Here is a 17,835-nt window from a genome sequence, read left to right as displayed (position 1 = left end):
GATTGATCATCCGCCTGCTTTTCCGTGATTTGTCAGATCTATAAGTTTGCTGTTGAGCTGGATCTTACGGAGTGTAGCTTGGCCAGTAAAATAGGATGAAAGAGGAATTCTTAATGCCAAATTGATAAAGCTGTTGCCAAACCACTCTTCTTTGCGTGTGATTCTTAATTCATTGCTATAATATTGCTCGCCAAGATATCCGTTTAAGGTTAAGGATGGGAGCCATTGTCTTTTTGCCGCTATCCATTGGTTGTCAACTATACGTTTGTCGACCATTAAAGACTGCATGTCATAGTAATTTTTATCACGTGGTGAAATGGCATTTTTTATATCTTCAAATCCTGACGATAAATTCTTGTATTGCTTTATGTCAATATAATTATTAAGCTCTAAATCAGCCTGTTTTAATACATAGAACGCTTCATAAAGTTGGATGAGCTGTCTTTCAAATTGCTGTTGTGCGCTTATATAATTGGATGAACTTTCTCTTCCTACCTTATAGCGGTTTTTCGTTATTTGGAGAATCTCAGCATAGGCAACGGAGTCTTCAAGGGCAGACTGATATTGATAACTTGCCAATACTACCGCAGCATAGGCTAATGTTGCATCCTTTTTCCAATTTTCTTCTGTGCGTTGCAATTCTATTTCTGCCTTTTCTATTTCCAAGGATTTCTGGTCTTCACTGTACTTACGCTGCGGGTCAAACAGTTTCCATTCAACTTGCACTCCCGCTTTTGAAGACCATTTTGTCGCAAACTTCAACGGTATGATAGCTCCTTCTTGTGCGGAGGGATCAAAGGCTATGGCTGGCACAGGTGTGGTGGGAATGATGATATTGTGTTGAAGGTTACCATCAACATAGAATACAGGAATGCGGTCTGTTTGCAGTTCTTTCAACTCCTGTGTTTTAATTTGTGTATTCAGTACTGTTTGTTGGTATTTGCTGTTACCTCTATATTGGTTCCATAAGTCTTGAATGCTAAGACTTTGTGCCCACAGATATTGTGGTGACGCAAGCAGTATAATTATGGCAAATTTTTTCATTATCAGAATACAGATGCAGGCTCTAACTTGGAGATTTTGCGGACGGCAAAGAGAGAACCTCCCACAGAGATCAACAAGGTGATGATAAGTAAAAACAATATGAATGCCGGTGTCAGGTCGATAATAAGTCCTGAGGTGGCCACCCCAAACTTGAAGCCTACAAGTAATATCATCGCAATTACGAAACCTATAAGTGCATATAGAAATGCCTGAGCGATAATAAGGCGATTTACATATCTTTTCTTAGCTCCAATAGCCTTTAGTGTTCCATAGTCTTTTATTCTATCCAACGCAGAAGAATATAGGGTTAGACCAATGATAAAGAAACCACTTATCATGCAAAAAGCACCAATGTACCAAAACTCATCCCCATGTTGGAGGTTATCATAATTTCCATCACCGACGAGTTTTTAAGCTTATTGGCATCCCAAGCCCGTAGGTTGGGAAATAGCTGTTCTATATCACGTCGGACTTTAGCTTTATCTTCAACATTTTTCACTGTAGCGATGATGATACTCACCTTGGAAGGGGAGACATTTCCCAGCATTTGCGCATTTTCTATAGAAGTATACATGATGCTAGCACCAAATGTCTGTGCATTTTTTGTTATCAGAGCTATTTTGGCACTCTTACCATTTATTTCAATAGGTTTATTAAGTTCTAATGTTGTTTTCCAAGTTTTCGCATTATAAAGCTCAGCACTTACCGAAGCTGGTTGTATAAGGTCTATTAACCTACCTTCGTGGATTTTCGACTCTAAGGGCCCCATGATGAAGGAAGGAGAATTGGTGCCAATGAGTGTCACGGGAGCAGTCTTGCCATCCAGAAATGAAGCTTGGGCAGGAGCTACTACGACAGGGTAGGTGCTTTCAACTTCGGGTAGACTTGCTATCTGCTGCACCAGACGTCTGTCGATGACATTTACGGCATTGATATTTGAGCTTTGTGATTCTATAATCCAAAGCTGATTATCTGACACATAAGCGTTTCCTACAAGGTTGCCCATCAGTCCCATAAGGAAAAACATCAGACTTAGTTGTTGACCTATCAAAAATATACTGATGACTATTGCCGTGATGATGCCTATGCTTTTCGCACGATCATATCGGATAAACTTGTAAGCTAGGGCAAGCATATTATTTTATCTGTATTATACAATCCACCTTGGCATTGATAACCAAAATGTTGTTGTCTTCCATGTTAATTTTTATGCGTCTTACGCGACGATCTTCACTTTCATTTGCCGATTCATATAAAATGGATTTATTTGACAATATGGGGTCGGTATAAAAAATGCTTCCTATTGCGAGAGTATCTTTTCTTCCTATAGGTAGAATAAATACCTTCTGACCGGAGCGTATATCATTGGCAAACAGTTCATCGACCTCTGCTTCAATGACAGGATTCGTAGTGTTAATGATTTTTCCTAGAACTTCCGTGGTATTGATATGTTGTCCTGGCATTGCCTTCAGCTCAGTAATTATACCAGCCTTAACCGCTTTGATTAAATAATTTTCCGCAATATTTTTTGATTTTTGAACTTTAACGGCCTGTTCACGTTCTGATTGCTGTTGTGCGAGAAGTTTATGTTTTAACCCTTTGATGGTGGTCAGCTGTTGCTGCCAACTGGAATAGTCGGCATCCATCTTTTCCCGTGTTTCAGCATTTTGAGCAAACAGCATCTTTGAGGTTTCGTATTTTTCCTGTAGCTCTTTAGCAAAAATTTCGGCCTTCTCGATATCGGTCAACAGTGATTTGTTCTGCTCTTTGAGGTTTTGCAACTGCAATTCGGATTCTCGGACATCCAAAGTTATATTGTCTTTCTTGAGAACAACAACAACCTGTCCTTGCCGTACACTATCGCCTTCTTTGACAAGCACCTGATCCACTATTCCGCTGACATCACTAGCAATGATTGCCTCGGTCTCTGCGGGAATCACCTTTCCTATAGCTTTTACCTCTGTAACCTCTTGAAGAATAGCTTTATCACTACGTTCTGAGGTGTTTTTGTCTTCTTTGGAAGAACATGCTGCCACTATGGACAATACCGATATGGCACATATTTTACTTATAAACTTTTTCATCTTTAATCGTATTGGAGACTTTTCCTTCTTCCACATAAATAACCTTATCTGCATATTTACGCAGTCGAAGGTCATGCGTTACAATGATAACGGCTTTATCTTGTTGTGCTAAAGATTTGAGTTCTGTCATGATTGCTTCCGCACTTTTAGCGTCTAAGGACGCCGTAGGTTCATCACATAAAATCATGGTAGGATTAGTTACCAAAGCGCGCGCAATGGCTACACGTTGCTTTTGTCCTCCACTCAATTTTTTGGGAAGATTATACATGCGTTGCGAAAGACCTACATCTTTTAGAGCTTTTTCAGCCATTTGTTTGGCTTGTGCTTTACTTACACGTTGAAGACGTAAGGGCTGCATCACATTTTCCAACGCATTCAAGGGCTCTATAAGATTAAAATGTTGAAATACAAAGCCTATTTCCCTCAGTCGCAGATCTGCCAATTGGGATTCGGAAAGGTTCGTAATATTTTGTCCTTTATAAAATACTTGTCCTTCACTAGGATATATTACACATCCTAAAATGGAGAGTAGCGTAGTCTTTCCGCTACCCGATGGTCCCATGATAAGTGTTAGCTTGCTGGTTTCGAAGCTTATGGTGGTGGTGTCCAACGCTGTTATGGTTGTATCGCCAGTTTTATAAATTTTCTTAACGCTTTCCAGCCGAACGATTTCTTTTTCCATACACAGCATTTATTATAAAGAAATATATCAAAATAAAGTGGCTTTTCCAATATAGATTTTCTGTTCTAAAAAAAGTGTTGGGTCATCATATGCCCTTTGCTATTTTGTTGTGTTACATGACAAAATGTTGTTGTTCTTCATAAACAATTTTCTATGCTCATATGTTCAATCAATAAGAGGAGGAAAAAATATGATCTTGCAGCTTAATCCCACGATTTATGTGGATACGCCTTTAGGCAAGGGACATGCGCTTTTTTTGATCGATTATGGTATGCACCAAAATTCGTGTTGGGTAGTGACTTTGGAACACAATGGAATAGTTAAGCATTTCGATGCCAACGATATTATTATCTGCACCAACTATACCTATCATATCAACAACGAACGAAATGGACATGAAATGGAAGAGGAGTAAACATCTGTTTACTCCTCTTTATTTTTATACAGCTACTTTTCTATCTTTTTCTCTTTCCCAGACTCTATGACCTTTCATGACAAAAATAAAGTCCTTAGTGAGATTACCCTTCGAAGCTAGTATGATACCTTCATCCACTTTTTTGATAAGCGTTTGTTCGATAAGCTTTTCAGCACCTTTATCAAAAGCTATAGCTTTGCAATGACGGTACGCTTCATTTAGAAATTGAAAATAATCCGGTTCCTGCATCAATGTTTTTATTGAATCTCCTTCTGGCGTATATATGGCGTCATAACACACCGAAGCATCGGTAAGAAAAGTGTGCTGCACCTCTTCGGTATCGCCTTCCTTAAATGTCATTTTTCCCACATGGGTGCTTACCAATACAGCTTCGGCCCCTTCAGCTTCTAGGGCTGCTTTCATCTCATCTACACTGGCCTTACTTACGCCGTCGGCTACTAGAAAAGCGACCTTACGGCTCTCTATATTTCCTTCTCCAGGTTGAATATGCATACTTAAAGCTTTGGACACCGTAACTTCAGGTGTAGGCGCCTGAATGGGGTATTCCGGATGATTCTGTTTGGCAAATTGAACGGTCAGCGGATCCAAAGTGCTTGGAGGGGTTATTCCCAAATTTTTACCTACACTTTTAGCTAAATCCTTATCTATCTGATGTAGAATTGCTAATTCACGCTCACGAATCTTAGGGTCATTAACTTTGGAAAGCTCAAAGCTGTAAGCCGAAATGATATGTTCTTGTTCTTCGGGAGATTGAGAATGGAAGAAAAGACGAGCTTGCGTAAAATGATCCGCGAAAGACGTTGACCGTCCTCTAATCTTTCTGCCATCTATTTTTTCAGCATGGGATTCAAAGCCTTTTTCACCTTTTAACATAGCATGGTAAGGGCATCCACCTCCTGTGCTATTAGGAAAATAAGATGTGTTTCCTTTGAGGATATCTTGGCGGCCGAAACCATCTTTCTGGTTGTTGTGTTTTCCGTTGACAGGTCTATTGATTGGTATTTCATGAAAGTTAGGACCTCCCAACCTGTAATTTTGTGTGTCTGCATACGAGAAAACTCTTCCTTGCAATAAAGGGTCGTTAGAGAAGTCTATACCTGGAACTAATCTCCCAGGATCGAAAGCTATCTGTTCGGTCTCTGCAAAGAAGTTATCCGGGTTTTTGTTGAGCGTCATAGTACCTATAATCTGTAGCGGCACCAGCTCTTCGGGAATAATCTTGGTAGGATCCAATAGGTCGAAAGAAAACATTGTCTTCATCTTCTTCCGGAATCAGTTGGACGCCGAGGTCCCATTGAGGAAAATGACCTTTGTCTATAGCTTCCCACAGGTCGCGACGGTGAAAATCAGCATCATATCCTGAAATTTTTTGTGCTTCCTGCCAGGCTACGCTATGAACACCCAGTCGGGGTTTCCAATGGAATTTGACGAAAGTACCTTTACCTTCCTCATTTACAAATTTGAACGTATGGACGCCGAAGCCTTCCATCATCCTAAAGGAACGTGGAATGGCTCTGTCCGACATTACCCACATGATCATATGGGCTGCTTCAGGCATCAAGGAAATAAAATCCCAGAAGGTGTCGTGGGCAGAAGCTGCTTGTGGCATCTCATTGTCGGGTTCGGGCTTCACCGCATGCACTAAGTCAGGAAAGTTCATGGCATCCTGAATAAAAAATACCGGTATGTTGTTACCTACCAAATCATAGTTTCCTTCTTCGGTATAAAACTTTACCGAAAATCCGCGTACATCACGAGCCAGATCTGTCGATCCTTTGAATCCAGCCACAGTGGAAAATCGTACAAAAACAGGCGTGATAGTTCCCTTTTTGAGAAACTTAGCCTTTGTTAATTTCGACATATCGGCTTTAGCTTCAAAGATTCCATGAGCTCCTGATCCTCGGGCATGAACAACACGTTCAGGGATTCTTTCTCTGTCGAAATGCGCCATCTTGTCCTGATAGATGAAATCTTCCAACAGGGAAGGACCTCGCTCTCCGCCTTTTAATGTATTGTTATTGTCATGTATGGGGACACCATCATTGGTAGTCATCCTCTTGTCCGTATTGTCTACGACATACTTATGAATATGCTCAACCTTTTTGTTTGCATTTTTCTCTTTCATAATTTAAAGTTTTAGTGAATAATCCAGCACTCTGTGCTTAATTAGAAGAACAGATGGTTGGAAGGAATGTTTGTCCTTAACGAAAAAATAAGACTTATTTGGAAGTAGGGATTGTTTTTATCATGTTCTACCCATAGCAGGTCGTTTACATTATATCCAAAATCTGAGGCTATTCTCAGATAATGTTGCTTAACATGGTTCGGAATACTTTTCTCACGAGATAAAATCCATAGATAATCATAATTTTTACCACCGATTAGTACATATTTGTATTCTTTATCCAGAGCGTATATATTGTATCCCGAGTAGAAGGGACCAAAGAACGACACTTTGAGTGCTCCTATATTTTTTGCACCTCTGAACTTGGCATTTCCTTCTCGTTGAGTCCATTTCATTTTTAAGGTAATTAAACCCTGAGTTTACAACTTTGATGTCGCCATTGTCCTTTAGACTATATTGTGCTGTCGTGTTGTTGAGATTTCTTTCATGTTTGAAATCGATTCGTGCAATTTCATACCATGTGCCAACATATTTGGAAGCGTCAAAGTCCTTTATTACCGTAGCACTTTTCGGAATAGATAGACAGGATGTCGTTAAAACAAATGAAGCTCCTATTAAAAGAAGCATAAGATTAATGGATAATTTATTTTTCATATTTTCTTTTTTTAGTTTAACAAGCGAATTGATTTCTCGTTGTGTAAGTCGTTAATTTTTTAAGAAAAAATTGTAACTTATTAGTTGTCATAAGCTTTTGTATTGACATAAATGTCATATAATCATTAAATTGCGGTTATAAACTTGAATTATGAAGAGAAAAGACTTTTTGAAAGCCGGTGCTTTACTTGCCGCTACGTCATTTTATAAGCCGGGAAAGGCTTTTTCTTTATCCTCGGAAAAAATAAGAGTTGGCCTTATCGGCGTAAATGGAATGGGATGGACAGACCTACAATCCATCATTAAATTAAAAAATGTAGAATGTACCGCTCTCTGCGACATAGATGCCAATCTATTAGAAAAGAGAAAGGAGGAATTGCAACAACTTAATATCCACGTAAAGACTTATTCGGACCACAAAAAGCTGTTGGAAGATAATGTGGTAGATGCTGTTATCATTGCTACTCCGGATCATTGGCATTGCCTGCAGATGGTAGATGCCGTGCGTGCCGGCAAACATGTATATGTAGAAAAGCCTATTGGCAATTCCATCAAGGAGTGTGAGGTCATGGTAGCCGCTGCCGCCCAGTCCAAGAGTATAGTGCAGGTAGGACAATGGCAACGCAGCCAGCAACACTTCAAGGATGCTATAGCCTTTGTACATTCTGGAAAGCTGGGGCGCATACGTTTGGCAAAAGCTTGGTCATACGTGGGATGGAAAACACCAATAATCAAAAAGCCTGACAGTCCCGTTCCTGTAGGGGTAGATTACGACCGTTGGCTTGGTCCTGCCCAGAAACGTAATTTTAATATAAATCGCTTTCATTTTGAGTTCAGATGGTTCTGGGACTATGCCGGCGGTTTGATGACCGATTGGGGTGTTCACCTGTTGGACTATGCATTGCAAGGTATGAAAGCGGATTTTCCCAAAGCCATAGTGGCATCAGGAGGTATTTATGCCGACCCTAACACAGCCGCAGAAACACCGGACACCCTCACCGCCATGTATGAGTTTGATGACTTCAATATACAGTGGGAACATGTCTTGGGCTTAGGTTCTGGATTATATGGACGTGATCACGGCATTGCTTTCATAGGATATAACGGGACATTAATACTCAACAGGCGAGGCTGGGAGGTAATACCCGAACAAAATCGCATGGAACCTATTCCTTTGCAAAAACCTGTAGATAAAGGTCTGGATAAGCATATGGAAAACTTTGTGCAGGCCATTGTCAATAAAGATAAATCTTTGCTCAACGCTCCAATAGAAGCTGGCAGTCATGTGGCTATCGTTTCGCAGATGGGAAATATAGCTTATCGTACAGGGAAAAAGATATATTGGGATAGGCTGAAGCGTCGTTTTACAGACGATGAAGCAAATCACTATTTAGCAGCTCCATACCATAACGGCTATTCCATTCCTGCGGTATAGCTATTGTTAAATCTAAAAATTTTGGCATATGCAAGTTTCTTTTATCAGCAAAAAATCTTTTTGTGCTTGCCTTCTATCCACGATAGCAATATTGTGCGGCTTACAACATGTGGGAGCACAATCGCAGCATAAGGAGGATTGGCAACCTTTATTTGACGGGAAAACCTTGAACGGATGGAAGTCGTTAGGAGGGAAGGCCCCTTTCACCGTGGAAGAAGGTGTAATTGTAGGGCACATGACTAAAGGCACTCCCAATACCTTTTTGGTTACCGAGAAAGAATACGGTGATTTTATCCTTGAGCTTGAAATTAAGATTGAAGGAGAAGGTAGCAATTCTGGTATCCAGGTGCGTAGCCATCTGGATCCTAATGGTAACAGAGGGCATGGCAGGGTATATGGCCGTCAGGTAGAGGTGGACCCTACCTCTCGTGCATGGACGGGAGGTATTTATGACGAAGCACGACGTGGCTGGCTCTACACATTGGATCTTAACGAGAAAGCAAAAGTAGCCTTTAAACCCAACGAATTCAATCACTTCCGGATTGAACATATAGGCAATGAGCTTAAAACATGGGTGAATGGCATTCCTACCGCTTATCTTATCGATACGTTGGACCCTACGGGTTTTATAGGACTGCAGGTGCATAGTGTACCTAACGAGCTGGATGGCAAAAAAGTGTATTTTCGAAACATACGCATACAAACTAAGAATCTAAAGCCAAAAGGTTTTCCTAAGGACGTCTATGTGGTGAACCTAACGCCGAACAAACTTAGTCGGTTTGAAGAAGATGCCGGATACAGATTGTTGTTTGACGGTGAAAGCTCCACCAACTGGCGTAGCGTACGCCATGAAGGATTTCCTGCAAAAGGATGGGAAATCAAAGATGGAATGATCAAGGTTTTAAAAGCAGATGGAGGAGAATCTACCAATGGCGGCGATATCATCTCCGAACAGCAGTTCAGCAGCTTCGACCTATCGTTTGAGTTCAAACTTACCGAAGGAGCTAATAGTGGTGTTAAATATTTCGTTACGGGTAGTGAGCAAACATCAGGTTCGGCCATAGGATTGGAATACCAATTACTGGATGATGCCAAACACCCCGACGCAAAGATGGGACGTGACAGAAATCGTACATTGGCTTCCCTTTACGATCTTATTCCTTCCAACAAAGATGGTCGGGCCAGAAGACCTATAGGTCAGTGGAATATGGGACGTATAGTGGTAAGCCCTGATAATACGGTAACCCATTATCTGAACGGTTTCAAGATGTTGAGCTATAAGAGAGGTTCAGAAGAGTTTAGGGATTTGGTAGCCATAAGTAAGTATAAAGTATGGAAAAACTTCGGTGAAGCACCCAAAGGACATATCTTATTGCAAGATCATGGTGACGAGGTGTCTTTTCGTAATATCAAAATTCGCGAGTTAAAATAGCGTTTCCATCATCAGCAAATAAATTCTAATGAGACATTATATTTCCAGACGAAGCTTTATTTCAAAAACAAATACAAGCAGGAGGGAGCATGTTGTTTTCTGGCAGTCTACTAGGGCAAATAGCCTTTGCTGCTCCCAACGAAAGAGTGAATCTAGCTTGTATCGGTATCGGTTTTCGGGGAGGAGAAATCATCAAAGAACTGTATAAGACGGGACTGTGTAATGTGGTGGCATTATGTGATGTAGACATAGGTGCCAAACATACACAGGAAATCTTGCATATGTTTCCTCATGCAAAAAGGTATCAGGACTTCCGCAAAATGTTTGACGACATTAGCAGTGAAATTGACGCTGTATCGATAGGAACTCCCGACTTTTCTCATTTTGCCATAGCGATGACGGCATTGGATTTGGGGAAACATGTCTACGTAGAAAAACCTTTGGCCCACACATTTTTGGAAAATGAATTGCTAATGAAAAAAGCAGCAAAATCCCCCAAGCTAGCGACGCAAATGGGCAATCAAGGGCATTCCGAAGCCAATTACTTCCAGTTCAAGGCCTGGAAAGAAGCAGGAATCATCAAAGACGTGACACGTATCGACGCACATATGAACATGCCTAGGCGCTGGCATTCCTGGGATCCTCAAATCAAGAATTTTCCTGAAGCTGAGCCTATTCCTGAAACATTGGATTGGGACTTATGGCAGATGCATACCATGGGGCATACCTACAACAAAGATTTCGTGAATGGACAATGGAGATGTTGGTACGACTTTGGAATGGGAGCTCTGGGTGACTGGGGGGCACACATCTTAGATACGGCACACGAGTTTCTGGAAATGGGCTTACCAACAAGGGTAGAAGCTGTTAAATTAGAAGGCCATAATTCATTTTTTTTTCCCTATGTCCAGCACCATAAAATTCAGCTTTCCACAAAGGAAAAATTATCCAGCCGTGGATGTAACTTGGTACGACGGATTAAATAATCTGCCGCCAATTCCTGAAGGATATGGTGTCTCAGGGTTGGACCCAAACATTCCTGCACCAAGTACAGGTAAATTAGAACCGGTAAAACTTAATCCCGGGAAAATCATTTATAGCAAAGATCTGATCTTCAAAGGCGGATCGCATGCGAGTACCTTACAAATCATTCCTCATGACAAAGCTAAGGATTTGGAAAATCAGTTGCCATCAATTGAAAAATCGCATTCCAACCATTTTAAAAATTTTCTGTTAGCCTGTAAAGATTTGGAGCAAACACGCTCACCATTTGCTATTGCCGGACCTTTAAGTCAGGTGTTTTGCTTGGGTGTTATTGCTCAGCGGTTAAATACGACATTGGAATTCGATCCAGTCAAAAAAGAAATTACCAACAACAAATTTGCCAACGCTTTATTGGTCGGACCTCCGCCAGCTAAAGGTTGGGAACAATATTACAAGCTGTAGTCTTAAAATACCTTCGCTTGATTTTCATGCAGAGTCTCAGGATAAAGACTCTGCATTTTTTATGAAATACAAGCTCAAAATAAACATAATAATTTGTCCTATAATTTATATTATGTTAAATAGAAATTTTTAACTCCACCCCGTAGTATTAATTTCACCTCTTAGAACTCCCCATTTATTAGCGTGGAAATATTGTTAGTTTTTATTATTTTTAATAACGTATAGAATTCTGTTATTTTGCACAAAACTTATCGTAATGTCACAGCAATCCGAAAAAGCAAAAAAAACAGTTTATTTCAGTATCCTCGGTAGTTTTGGGCTTGCTGTGATTAAGTGGCTTGCCGGTTTCTTTGGAAATTCTTTCGCTTTGATAGCTGATGCCATAGAATCTACTTCAGACATCTTTTCTTCCATTCTTGTTCTTTTAGGGATTAAATATTCTGAACGTCCTGCAGACAAAACCCATCCATATGGTCATGGCCGAATCGAACCGTTGATCACGTTTATTGTGGTTATTTTCCTTGTAATTTCAGCTACAGTCATAGCGCATCAAAGTCTTATAAATATCCGTACCCCGCATGAATTGCCTAAGCCTTGGACTTTAATCGTTTTAGGTATAATAATTATTTGGAAAGAAATTAGCTATCAGGTTGTCATGCGTAAAGCTAAAACTTTAAATAGCAGCTCTTTACGAGCTGATGCTTGGCATCATCGCAGTGATGCCATCACTTCTGTTGCTGCTTTTATTGGTATTTCTATAGCTCTGTTATTGGGTGAAGGGTATCAAAGTGCCGATGATTGGGCTGCCCTATTTGCTGCAGCTTTTATCCTATATAACTGTTATCGTATCTTCAGACCTGCTTTAGGAGAAATTATGGATGAGAACCTATATGAAGATATGGTTGAAGATATAAAGTCCAAATCAAAGAATGTCAGCGGGGTTTTGGATACAGAAAAGTGTTTTGTCCGTAAAATCGGTATGAGCTATATCGTGGATATCCATGCTATAGTTGACTCCGAACTTTCGGTCAAAGAAGGTCACGACATAGCACATAATCTGAAAGATTATCTCATGCAGCAAATGCCTCAAATATCTAATGTATTCGTTCATATTGAGCCATTCAACCCTGAGGTTGCAGCAGGACTTTAGAAATACTGCGGATAAGCAAAGATTCCCGGCAGTCCTCCGGTATGCACATATAGCACCTTGCTCCCTGCCTTTATCACGCCATTCTTAATGTCCATTATCAAGGCTGTGAAAGCTTTGGAAGTGTATACCGGATCCAAGAAAATGCCTTCATATTTAGCTAGCCATTTGATGGTATCAATATGTATTGGCGAAGGAATGCCATATGCTTCTCCACTATATTCCTCCGAAAAATAAAAATCTTTCGTCTTCAATAAGGTTTCCTCACCTATCATTTTCAGTGCTTCATTGGCGATGGCAAGTGTATGATCCAGTATATATTGTGCGTTTGGCTCCACACTATATCCTTTCACGGGAATAGCTTCCGGTGATAAAGCCTGCCCTATAGCCAATCCTGCATGTGTACCGCCTGATCCGGTAGCTGTCGCTATCCAATCAAACTTAACGTTAACCTCGTTTTGTTGGTTTAAAATCTCAAAATAAGCATCCATATAGCCAAGGGTTCCCAATGCATTGGACCTCCTACGGGAATTACATAGGGCCTCTCTCCTTGTGCCAACAGTTCCTTTTCCCGTTCTGCAATACGTTCATAGGCGTGCTCGTTATTTTCTACAGGATGAATGGTTACATCAATGATTTTGTTGAGCAACACGTTGCCATTAGTATGGTATTCCGATTGCCTTATAGGAACACTGTTTTTCAAAAACAGTTCCGCTTCAAAGCCATTCATCGTTGCGGCAATAGCGGTCATCCGAGCGTGGTTAGACTGCACAGCTCCTATAGTAAAGATATGAGTAGCTTCCTGTTTCTTTGCCTCTCCCAATAAGTATTCAAGCTTTCGTAACTTATTTCCCCCATATCCCATAGCCAGCAAATCGTCACGTTTGACATATACCTCCACCCCTAAGTGTTTGCTGATGTTCTTTAGGTATTGTATCTGCGAAGGACGTTCAATCAATTTAACTTTCGGAAACTGTTTAAGATTAATCTTTCTCATATCTTTTATTTGACTCGAATATACTAAAATTCAACTAAGGGCTATAACGGATAAATGTAATGCAATAATAAATATGTAGATGTTAAAAAATGAAAATATTTCATTTTTCCATGATTAAAACTTAATAAAAAGCTTTAAAAAATGTATATTTGACAAGTAAAAACTCTTTCTAATAAAAAATCATCAACAAATAATGCTTAATCTTAATGAATTTATTGACTACGTTGAAAAACTAAATCCCAACGAGCCAGAATTTTTACAGGCTGTGACGGAAGTTTCAGAAGATGTAATTCCATATATCAATGAATATCATCCGGAGTATGCTGACTTGAGGATCTTGGAGCGTATCGTGGAACCGGAACGCGTAGTTTCCTTTCGGGTGGCGTGGATGGATGACAATAACAACATTCAGATTAACAGAGGCTATCGTGTACAGATGAACAGCGCTATAGGACCGTATAAAGGCGGATTGCGTTTTTCACCTACGGTCAACCTAAGCATCCTGAAATTTTTAGCTTTCGAACAGGTGTTCAAAAATGCATTAACCAGTCTGCCAATAGGAGGCGGTAAAGGAGGTTCAAATTTTGATCCTAAGGGTAAGTCGGACAACGAAATAATGCGTTTCTGTCAGGCTTTTATGACCGAACTCTATCGCCATATCGGTGCTGAGACGGATGTTCCTGCAGGAGATATCGGTGTGGGTTCCCGTGAGATAGGCTATCTTTTCGGACAATATAAGCGCATTCAAAACAATTTTACAGGGGTATTGACCGGAAAAGGACTTCAATGGGGCGGCTCTTATATCCGACCTGAAGCCACAGGCTACGGCCTGTTGTACTTCGTTGAATGTATCTTCGATAGCATGAATGATGATTTGAAAGGTAAAGTAGTGGCTATATCGGGAGCGGGAAATGTGGCATATTATGCAGCAGAAAAGGCTCTCTCGCTGGGCGCCAAAGTTATCACTCTTTCAAACAGTACGGGGGTGCTATACGACAAGGAAGGCTTTACTCTTGAAAAGCTTGACCATATTGCCACTCTGGGCCGTAATCTGCAAGCTTATACCGAAAAATACCCTTCCGCCACCTTCCATGCTAACGAAAAGCCATGGCAGTTTAAGTGCGATATTGCATTGCCATGTGCCACACAAAACGAACTCGATGCGGATGATGCCAAAACATTGATAAAGAATGGCTGCGTCTGTGTGGCTGAGGGAGCAAATATGCCTTCTACGGCTGGTGCTATCAAGGTGTTCCACAAGGCTAAAATAGCTTATGCCCCTGGAAAAGCTGCAAATGCAGGTGGTGTGGCTGTATCCGGATTGGAAATGTCACAAAATTCAATAGGTCAACAATGGCATGCCTCCAAGGTTGATGACCGTTTGAAAGCCATCATGAACAACATCTTCAAAACCTGTATTCGTTATGGAAAAGAGAAAGATGGTTATATCAATTACCTTAAAGGCGCTAATATAGGAGGCTTTATTAAAGTTGCTGAAGCCATGAAAGCTCAAGGCGTATTGTAGGATAGAATTTTTTGCTCATCTTTGTATTAATTGCATAAAGGGGAATAAGAATATTATTCCCCTGTTTTATTTTTATGCTTATTAAAGTTTATTTTCGCAAACAGTAGTACAAATATTTCCATGAGAGCAATTGCTGAATTACCACACCCAGAATGTAAGATTACCATTTTTGGTATGAATCAAAAGTTTATTATCAAGTTTGAACAAGGGAACCTAGAGCAAACTTATAAAATCGCCGAAGCAGATGTGCTGAACGGAGTGAACGGTGTCTTTGAAATTTTGGACGAAGAATTTATTGCTACGGTGTTAGATTCGTTCCAAAAGATGCGTGAATCTTTTATTAAAACCTACAACAAATATTATTAAACTTATAAATCAAATGAAGAGATGTTAAACACTGATAAATAGATTGTTATATTTTAAAAATGTGATAATCCAAATTTTATTTGGTGTTTTTTGTTCAACTTAAGCAAAGCTTATGCAAAAGTATAAACTTTACCTATAAATAGAATGCATAACTAATTGAAATAAAATTAGTTATGGTTGATAACAAAATATTATTCTGTGAAATTTTCTACCCATTTAGGGACTGCTACTGTAGCTTTTTGGGCGATAAGATGCACTCTATTGCTCACCCTGAAACTTTCGGCCTCTGGATCTATCAGAATGACTTGACAATCCGGTCTGGTATCATGTATCAAACTGGCCGCCGGGTAAACTTGCAAGGATGTTCCTATGATCAAAAATATGTCAGCCTGACTCACGATTTCCATAGCCTTCAAAATATTAGGGACAGGCTCACCAAACCACACGACGTGAGGTCTGAGCTGATATCCCTTTTCACACAGTTGTCCCATGTGTAGTTCGTCACCTTCTATGTCGTACACCAATTCAGGATATTTAGAAGACTGCGCTTTCATAATTTCTCCGTGCAGATGGAGGATCTGACTACTTCCCGCTCTTTCGTGTAGGTCGTCAATATTTTGGGTGATGATATGTACGTTGGCCTTCTTTTCCAACTCTTTCAAGGCGATATGCGCTGCGTTAGGCATAGCCTTACGGCATGCAGCCCTTCGCATATTGTAGAATCGTTGAACCATCTCGGGATTACGTTGCCAAGCTTCGGGAGAGGCTACTTCTTCTACTCGATATCCTTCCCATAGTCCATTGTTGCCGCGGAATGTTTGCAATCCACTTTCCGCAGAAATGCCAGCACCTGTTAATACTACAATATTCTTCATAGTTACAAAAAAGTAATGGTCGAAAATACCAATTTTCGACCATTTGCCTTGTAAGAATGTATTAGAATTTATTTCACCAGATAACGGTGTTCTATTACAGTTATTTCTTTTTTATCGTTAGCCATATCTGCTAATGCGGCCTTAACCTTACACTGCCCGGTGATACCGCGATACACTAAGCCTGCTCCCAAAGCTACTCCCGAAAGAGCAGTTAAAGGATGCTTGAGAATACGCTTTATTCCCAATGTGCAGATAAGTCCTCCGGCAACGACCGACAGAATACGCTCTGATGTTCCTATATTGCCCGTCACACAGTTGTCATCAACCTTTTGTCTCAATTTATCTATTGCTAATTCTAATAGTGCACTCATAAGCTTGTGTTTTTACTAATGAAAGAACATTTGCAATAAGGTTTTGTTTTACTTACAGATATTTTTTAACAAAAAATAATATTACATTTACTTTTGTCACAGTTATAATCATTTATGCAGGTTAAGAAACATTCAGGAGAATTAGTTAACTATAATCCCAAAGCCTTAAGGAACTCTCTTACCAAGTCGGGAGCCTCCGAAAGTGAGGTCGATAATGTCTTTGAAGCCATAAAATCTAAATTATATAACGGTATTTCCACCAAGGAACTGTATGATCTGGCTTTCAATGCATTGAAATGTATACGAAAGACATACGCTGCCCGCTACAGCCTCAAAAGAGCTTTGCGAGATCTTGGACCGGAGGGATTTTATTTCGAAAAGTGGGTAGCACGAATTTTTCAGGAAGACGGCTATAAGGCCATGACGGGACAGACGATACAAGGACATGCTGTATCACATGAAATCGATGTGGTAGCTTCCAAAGGTAATGAGCTGCTGGCCATAGAATGTAAGTTTCGCAATGATGTGGAAGCCAAAATTTCGGTGACAACCCCTATGTATTTCATGTCGCGCGTAAAAGACATCAGCAATAAGCCTTATACTTTTTTTAACAAGACCTTGAAGGTTACAGAAGGTTGGTTAGTGACCAATGCCTATCTTACTTCGGATTCGAAAGCTTTTGCGGAATATTATAATCTCAACATATTGTCATGGGACTATCCGGCACATAAAAACATAAAAACAGTGGTCGACAACAACGGAGAATATCCCATTACCTGCTTAACATCCATTTCCAATGCCGAAAAAGCTCAATTGCTTAAAGCGCAGTGTATCTTGGTCAAAGATATTGTCAGGAATCCTAAATTCCTAGATATCTTGGATATAAACAACAAACAGAAAGAAGAACTATTAAACGAAGCGGAAGAGTTGATTATCAGTCCTGTGAGAAACAAATAAAGGAAATGCGAAGCCACAGACTTCGCATTTCCTTTATTTATTGGTTTTCGAGCTCTTCTATGGCCTTTTTGAATTTCAGCAGACGCAAGTATGCCGGACATTTATGTAGGTCCTTCTGCCATTTTTCCACTTCGATAAACTGCACCTTCAAAAACAAAGGAACATCGACTACGGTCTGATCTTCACTGATTTTAACTTTCTCAGGATAAGTTCTACCCAACAATGTTCTCTTTAACTCTTCAATTTCCATATGCACCTT

21 protein-coding genes and 1 pseudogene are annotated in these 17,835 nt (G+C 40.2%); 9 read left to right on the top strand and 13 right to left on the bottom strand.

Features of this window, described 5'->3' with window-relative positions; translation table 11 throughout:
* Positions 1–6: 6 nt before the first annotated feature.
* From SD31_RS01325 to SD31_RS01310, 5 genes are read right to left on the bottom strand one after another with little or no spacing between them, the layout of a single operon-like run.
* On the bottom strand, positions 7–1,044 hold the full coding sequence (locus SD31_RS01325; protein ID WP_039052823.1) for a TolC family protein: 1,038 nt from the start codon (positions 1,042–1,044) through the stop codon (positions 7–9).
* A gap of 2 nt (positions 1,045–1,046) precedes the next feature.
* Positions 1,047–1,382 carry an FtsX-like permease family protein gene (locus tag SD31_RS16840; RefSeq protein WP_052258520.1) on the bottom strand — a complete coding sequence of 112 codons (336 nt, stop codon included), beginning with the start codon at positions 1,380–1,382 and terminating at the stop codon, positions 1,047–1,049.
* On the bottom strand, positions 1,379–2,179 hold the full coding sequence (locus SD31_RS01320; RefSeq protein ID WP_052258519.1) for an ABC transporter permease: 801 nt from the start codon (positions 2,177–2,179) through the stop codon (positions 1,379–1,381). The genes SD31_RS16840 and SD31_RS01320 overlap by 4 nt, the downstream gene beginning before the upstream one ends.
* 1 nt (position 2,180) lies before the next feature.
* The gene (locus SD31_RS01315; RefSeq protein WP_039052822.1) at positions 2,181–3,128 is read right to left on the bottom strand and encodes an efflux RND transporter periplasmic adaptor subunit; all 948 of its coding nucleotides are present in this window, start codon (positions 3,126–3,128) and stop codon (positions 2,181–2,183) included.
* The gene (locus SD31_RS01310; RefSeq protein WP_039052821.1) at positions 3,109–3,810 is read right to left on the bottom strand and encodes an ABC transporter ATP-binding protein; all 702 of its coding nucleotides are present in this window, start codon (positions 3,808–3,810) and stop codon (positions 3,109–3,111) included. Before SD31_RS01310 ends, SD31_RS01315 begins: the two co-directional genes overlap by 20 nt.
* A 190-nt stretch (positions 3,811–4,000) precedes the next feature.
* Between SD31_RS01310 and SD31_RS01305 the strand changes: the two genes are divergently transcribed.
* A complete protein-coding gene (locus SD31_RS01305) occupies positions 4,001–4,225 on the top strand; it encodes a hypothetical protein (RefSeq protein ID WP_039052840.1) in 225 nt (74 codons plus the stop codon).
* 24 nt (positions 4,226–4,249) lie between these two features.
* On the opposite strand, the pseudogene SD31_RS01300 reads toward SD31_RS01305, so the two are convergent.
* The 3 genes and pseudogenes from SD31_RS01300 to SD31_RS19700 form a co-directional block, all read right to left on the bottom strand.
* Positions 4,250–6,371 (bottom strand): annotated as a pseudogene (locus SD31_RS01300) (catalase).
* Positions 6,372–6,412: 41 nt separating this feature from the next.
* Positions 6,413–6,766 carry a lipocalin family protein gene (locus tag SD31_RS19705; protein ID WP_262506485.1) on the bottom strand — a complete coding sequence of 118 codons (354 nt, stop codon included), beginning with the start codon at positions 6,764–6,766 and terminating at the stop codon, positions 6,413–6,415.
* Complete coding sequence (locus SD31_RS19700; RefSeq protein WP_262506487.1) at positions 6,648–6,998, bottom strand: lipocalin family protein; 351 nt, start codon at positions 6,996–6,998, stop codon at positions 6,648–6,650. Before SD31_RS19700 ends, SD31_RS19705 begins: the two co-directional genes overlap by 119 nt.
* A 178-nt stretch (positions 6,999–7,176) precedes the next feature.
* Here SD31_RS19700 and SD31_RS01290 point away from each other — a divergent pair, with 178 nt between their 5' ends.
* The 5 genes from SD31_RS01290 to SD31_RS01275 all read left to right on the top strand — a co-directional run bounded on the left by SD31_RS01290 (position 7,177) and on the right by SD31_RS01275 (position 12,488).
* Positions 7,177–8,460 (top strand): Gfo/Idh/MocA family protein, encoded by a 1,284-nt coding sequence (locus SD31_RS01290; protein WP_039052820.1) that lies wholly within the window; start codon positions 7,177–7,179, stop codon positions 8,458–8,460.
* 28 nt (positions 8,461–8,488) lie between these two features.
* A complete protein-coding gene (locus tag SD31_RS01285) occupies positions 8,489–9,892 on the top strand; it encodes a DUF1080 domain-containing protein (protein WP_039052819.1) in 1,404 nt (467 codons plus the stop codon).
* An 89-nt stretch (positions 9,893–9,981) separates the two neighbouring features.
* Positions 9,982–10,878, top strand: a complete 897-nt coding sequence (locus SD31_RS01280) for a Gfo/Idh/MocA family protein (protein ID WP_231561028.1) — start codon at positions 9,982–9,984, stop codon at positions 10,876–10,878.
* Complete coding sequence (locus SD31_RS17955) at positions 10,847–11,338, top strand: hypothetical protein (RefSeq protein ID WP_231561027.1); 492 nt, start codon at positions 10,847–10,849, stop codon at positions 11,336–11,338. The genes SD31_RS01280 and SD31_RS17955 overlap by 32 nt, the downstream gene beginning before the upstream one ends.
* A gap of 256 nt (positions 11,339–11,594) precedes the next feature.
* Positions 11,595–12,488: a cation diffusion facilitator family transporter gene (locus tag SD31_RS01275; protein WP_039052818.1), complete on the top strand. Its 894-nt coding sequence runs from the start codon at positions 11,595–11,597 to the stop codon at positions 12,486–12,488.
* Here the strand turns inward: SD31_RS01275 and SD31_RS19695 are convergent.
* Complete coding sequence (locus SD31_RS19695) at positions 12,485–12,976, bottom strand: 1-aminocyclopropane-1-carboxylate deaminase/D-cysteine desulfhydrase (protein ID WP_052258518.1); 492 nt, start codon at positions 12,974–12,976, stop codon at positions 12,485–12,487. The genes SD31_RS01275 and SD31_RS19695 overlap by 4 nt on opposite strands.
* A complete protein-coding gene (locus tag SD31_RS19690) occupies positions 12,952–13,482 on the bottom strand; it encodes a pyridoxal-phosphate dependent enzyme (RefSeq protein WP_052258517.1) in 531 nt (176 codons plus the stop codon). Before SD31_RS19690 ends, SD31_RS19695 begins: the two co-directional genes overlap by 25 nt.
* A gap of 193 nt (positions 13,483–13,675) precedes the next feature.
* Between SD31_RS19690 and gdhA the strand changes: the two genes are divergently transcribed.
* Together gdhA and SD31_RS01260 are read left to right on the top strand one after the other, a co-directional pair.
* Entirely contained in the window at positions 13,676–15,007 is a 1,332-nt protein-coding gene (gene gdhA / locus SD31_RS01265; protein ID WP_039052817.1) for an NADP-specific glutamate dehydrogenase, read from the top strand.
* 120 nt (positions 15,008–15,127) lie between these two features.
* Complete coding sequence (locus tag SD31_RS01260; protein ID WP_039052816.1) at positions 15,128–15,373, top strand: hypothetical protein; 246 nt, start codon at positions 15,128–15,130, stop codon at positions 15,371–15,373.
* 191 nt (positions 15,374–15,564) lie between these two features.
* Here the strand turns inward: SD31_RS01260 and SD31_RS01255 are convergent, their stop codons facing one another.
* Together SD31_RS01255 and SD31_RS01250 are read right to left on the bottom strand one after the other, a co-directional pair.
* Positions 15,565–16,248 carry an SIR2 family NAD-dependent protein deacylase gene (locus SD31_RS01255; protein ID WP_039052815.1) on the bottom strand — a complete coding sequence of 228 codons (684 nt, stop codon included), beginning with the start codon at positions 16,246–16,248 and terminating at the stop codon, positions 15,565–15,567.
* A gap of 68 nt (positions 16,249–16,316) precedes the next feature.
* A complete protein-coding gene (locus tag SD31_RS01250) occupies positions 16,317–16,619 on the bottom strand; it encodes a DUF2892 domain-containing protein (RefSeq protein ID WP_039052814.1) in 303 nt (100 codons plus the stop codon).
* A gap of 114 nt (positions 16,620–16,733) precedes the next feature.
* Here SD31_RS01250 and SD31_RS01245 point away from each other — a divergent pair, with 114 nt between their 5' ends.
* Positions 16,734–17,576 (top strand): restriction endonuclease, encoded by an 843-nt coding sequence (locus SD31_RS01245; RefSeq protein ID WP_039052813.1) that lies wholly within the window; start codon positions 16,734–16,736, stop codon positions 17,574–17,576.
* A 37-nt stretch (positions 17,577–17,613) separates the two neighbouring features.
* Here SD31_RS01245 and SD31_RS01240 read toward each other — a convergent pair whose 3' ends face one another.
* Positions 17,614–17,826 carry a DUF6965 family protein gene (locus tag SD31_RS01240; RefSeq protein WP_039052812.1) on the bottom strand — a complete coding sequence of 71 codons (213 nt, stop codon included), beginning with the start codon at positions 17,824–17,826 and terminating at the stop codon, positions 17,614–17,616.
* Positions 17,827–17,835: the final 9 nt, after the last annotated feature.

The sequence above is a fragment of the Sphingobacterium sp. T2 genome, from assembly GCF_000814685.1.
Classification (GTDB): domain Bacteria; phylum Bacteroidota; class Bacteroidia; order Sphingobacteriales; family Sphingobacteriaceae; genus Sphingobacterium; species Sphingobacterium thermophilum.
The sequence above is the reverse complement of the archived record's forward strand: the minus strand, read 5'-3'. Positions and strand labels throughout refer to the sequence as shown.

Bases quoted from the DNA above. Each gene is read 5' to 3' on its own strand.
- SD31_RS01325 (WP_039052823.1), bottom strand. From the start codon at position 1,044: ATGAAAAAATTTGCCATAATTATACTGCTTGCGTCACCACAATATCTG.
- SD31_RS16840 (WP_052258520.1), bottom strand. From the start codon at position 1,382: ATGATAAGTGGTTTCTTTATCATTGGTCTAACCCTATATTCTTCTGCG.
- SD31_RS01320 (WP_052258519.1), bottom strand. From the start codon at position 2,179: ATGCTTGCCCTAGCTTACAAGTTTATCCGATATGATCGTGCGAAAAGC.
- SD31_RS01315 (WP_039052822.1), bottom strand. From the start codon at position 3,128: ATGAAAAAGTTTATAAGTAAAATATGTGCCATATCGGTATTGTCCATA.
- SD31_RS01310 (WP_039052821.1), bottom strand. From the start codon at position 3,810: ATGGAAAAAGAAATCGTTCGGCTGGAAAGCGTTAAGAAAATTTATAAA.
- SD31_RS01305 (WP_039052840.1), top strand. From the start codon at position 4,001: ATGATCTTGCAGCTTAATCCCACGATTTATGTGGATACGCCTTTAGGC.
- SD31_RS19705 (WP_262506485.1), bottom strand. From the start codon at position 6,766: ATGAAATGGACTCAACGAGAAGGAAATGCCAAGTTCAGAGGTGCAAAA.
- SD31_RS19700 (WP_262506487.1), bottom strand. From the start codon at position 6,998: ATGCTTCTTTTAATAGGAGCTTCATTTGTTTTAACGACATCCTGTCTA.
- SD31_RS01290 (WP_039052820.1), top strand. From the start codon at position 7,177: ATGAAGAGAAAAGACTTTTTGAAAGCCGGTGCTTTACTTGCCGCTACG.
- SD31_RS01285 (WP_039052819.1), top strand. From the start codon at position 8,489: ATGCAAGTTTCTTTTATCAGCAAAAAATCTTTTTGTGCTTGCCTTCTA.
- SD31_RS01280 (WP_231561028.1), top strand. From the start codon at position 9,982: ATGTTGTTTTCTGGCAGTCTACTAGGGCAAATAGCCTTTGCTGCTCCC.
- SD31_RS01275 (WP_039052818.1), top strand. From the start codon at position 11,595: ATGTCACAGCAATCCGAAAAAGCAAAAAAAACAGTTTATTTCAGTATC.
- SD31_RS19695 (WP_052258518.1), bottom strand. From the start codon at position 12,976: ATGGATGCTTATTTTGAGATTTTAAACCAACAAAACGAGGTTAACGTT.
- SD31_RS19690 (WP_052258517.1), bottom strand. From the start codon at position 13,482: ATGAGAAAGATTAATCTTAAACAGTTTCCGAAAGTTAAATTGATTGAA.
- gdhA (WP_039052817.1), top strand. From the start codon at position 13,676: ATGCTTAATCTTAATGAATTTATTGACTACGTTGAAAAACTAAATCCC.
- SD31_RS01260 (WP_039052816.1), top strand. From the start codon at position 15,128: ATGAGAGCAATTGCTGAATTACCACACCCAGAATGTAAGATTACCATT.
- SD31_RS01255 (WP_039052815.1), bottom strand. From the start codon at position 16,248: ATGAAGAATATTGTAGTATTAACAGGTGCTGGCATTTCTGCGGAAAGT.
- SD31_RS01250 (WP_039052814.1), bottom strand. From the start codon at position 16,619: ATGAGTGCACTATTAGAATTAGCAATAGATAAATTGAGACAAAAGGTT.
- SD31_RS01245 (WP_039052813.1), top strand. From the start codon at position 16,734: ATGCAGGTTAAGAAACATTCAGGAGAATTAGTTAACTATAATCCCAAA.
- SD31_RS01240 (WP_039052812.1), bottom strand. From the start codon at position 17,826: ATGGAAATTGAAGAGTTAAAGAGAACATTGTTGGGTAGAACTTATCCT.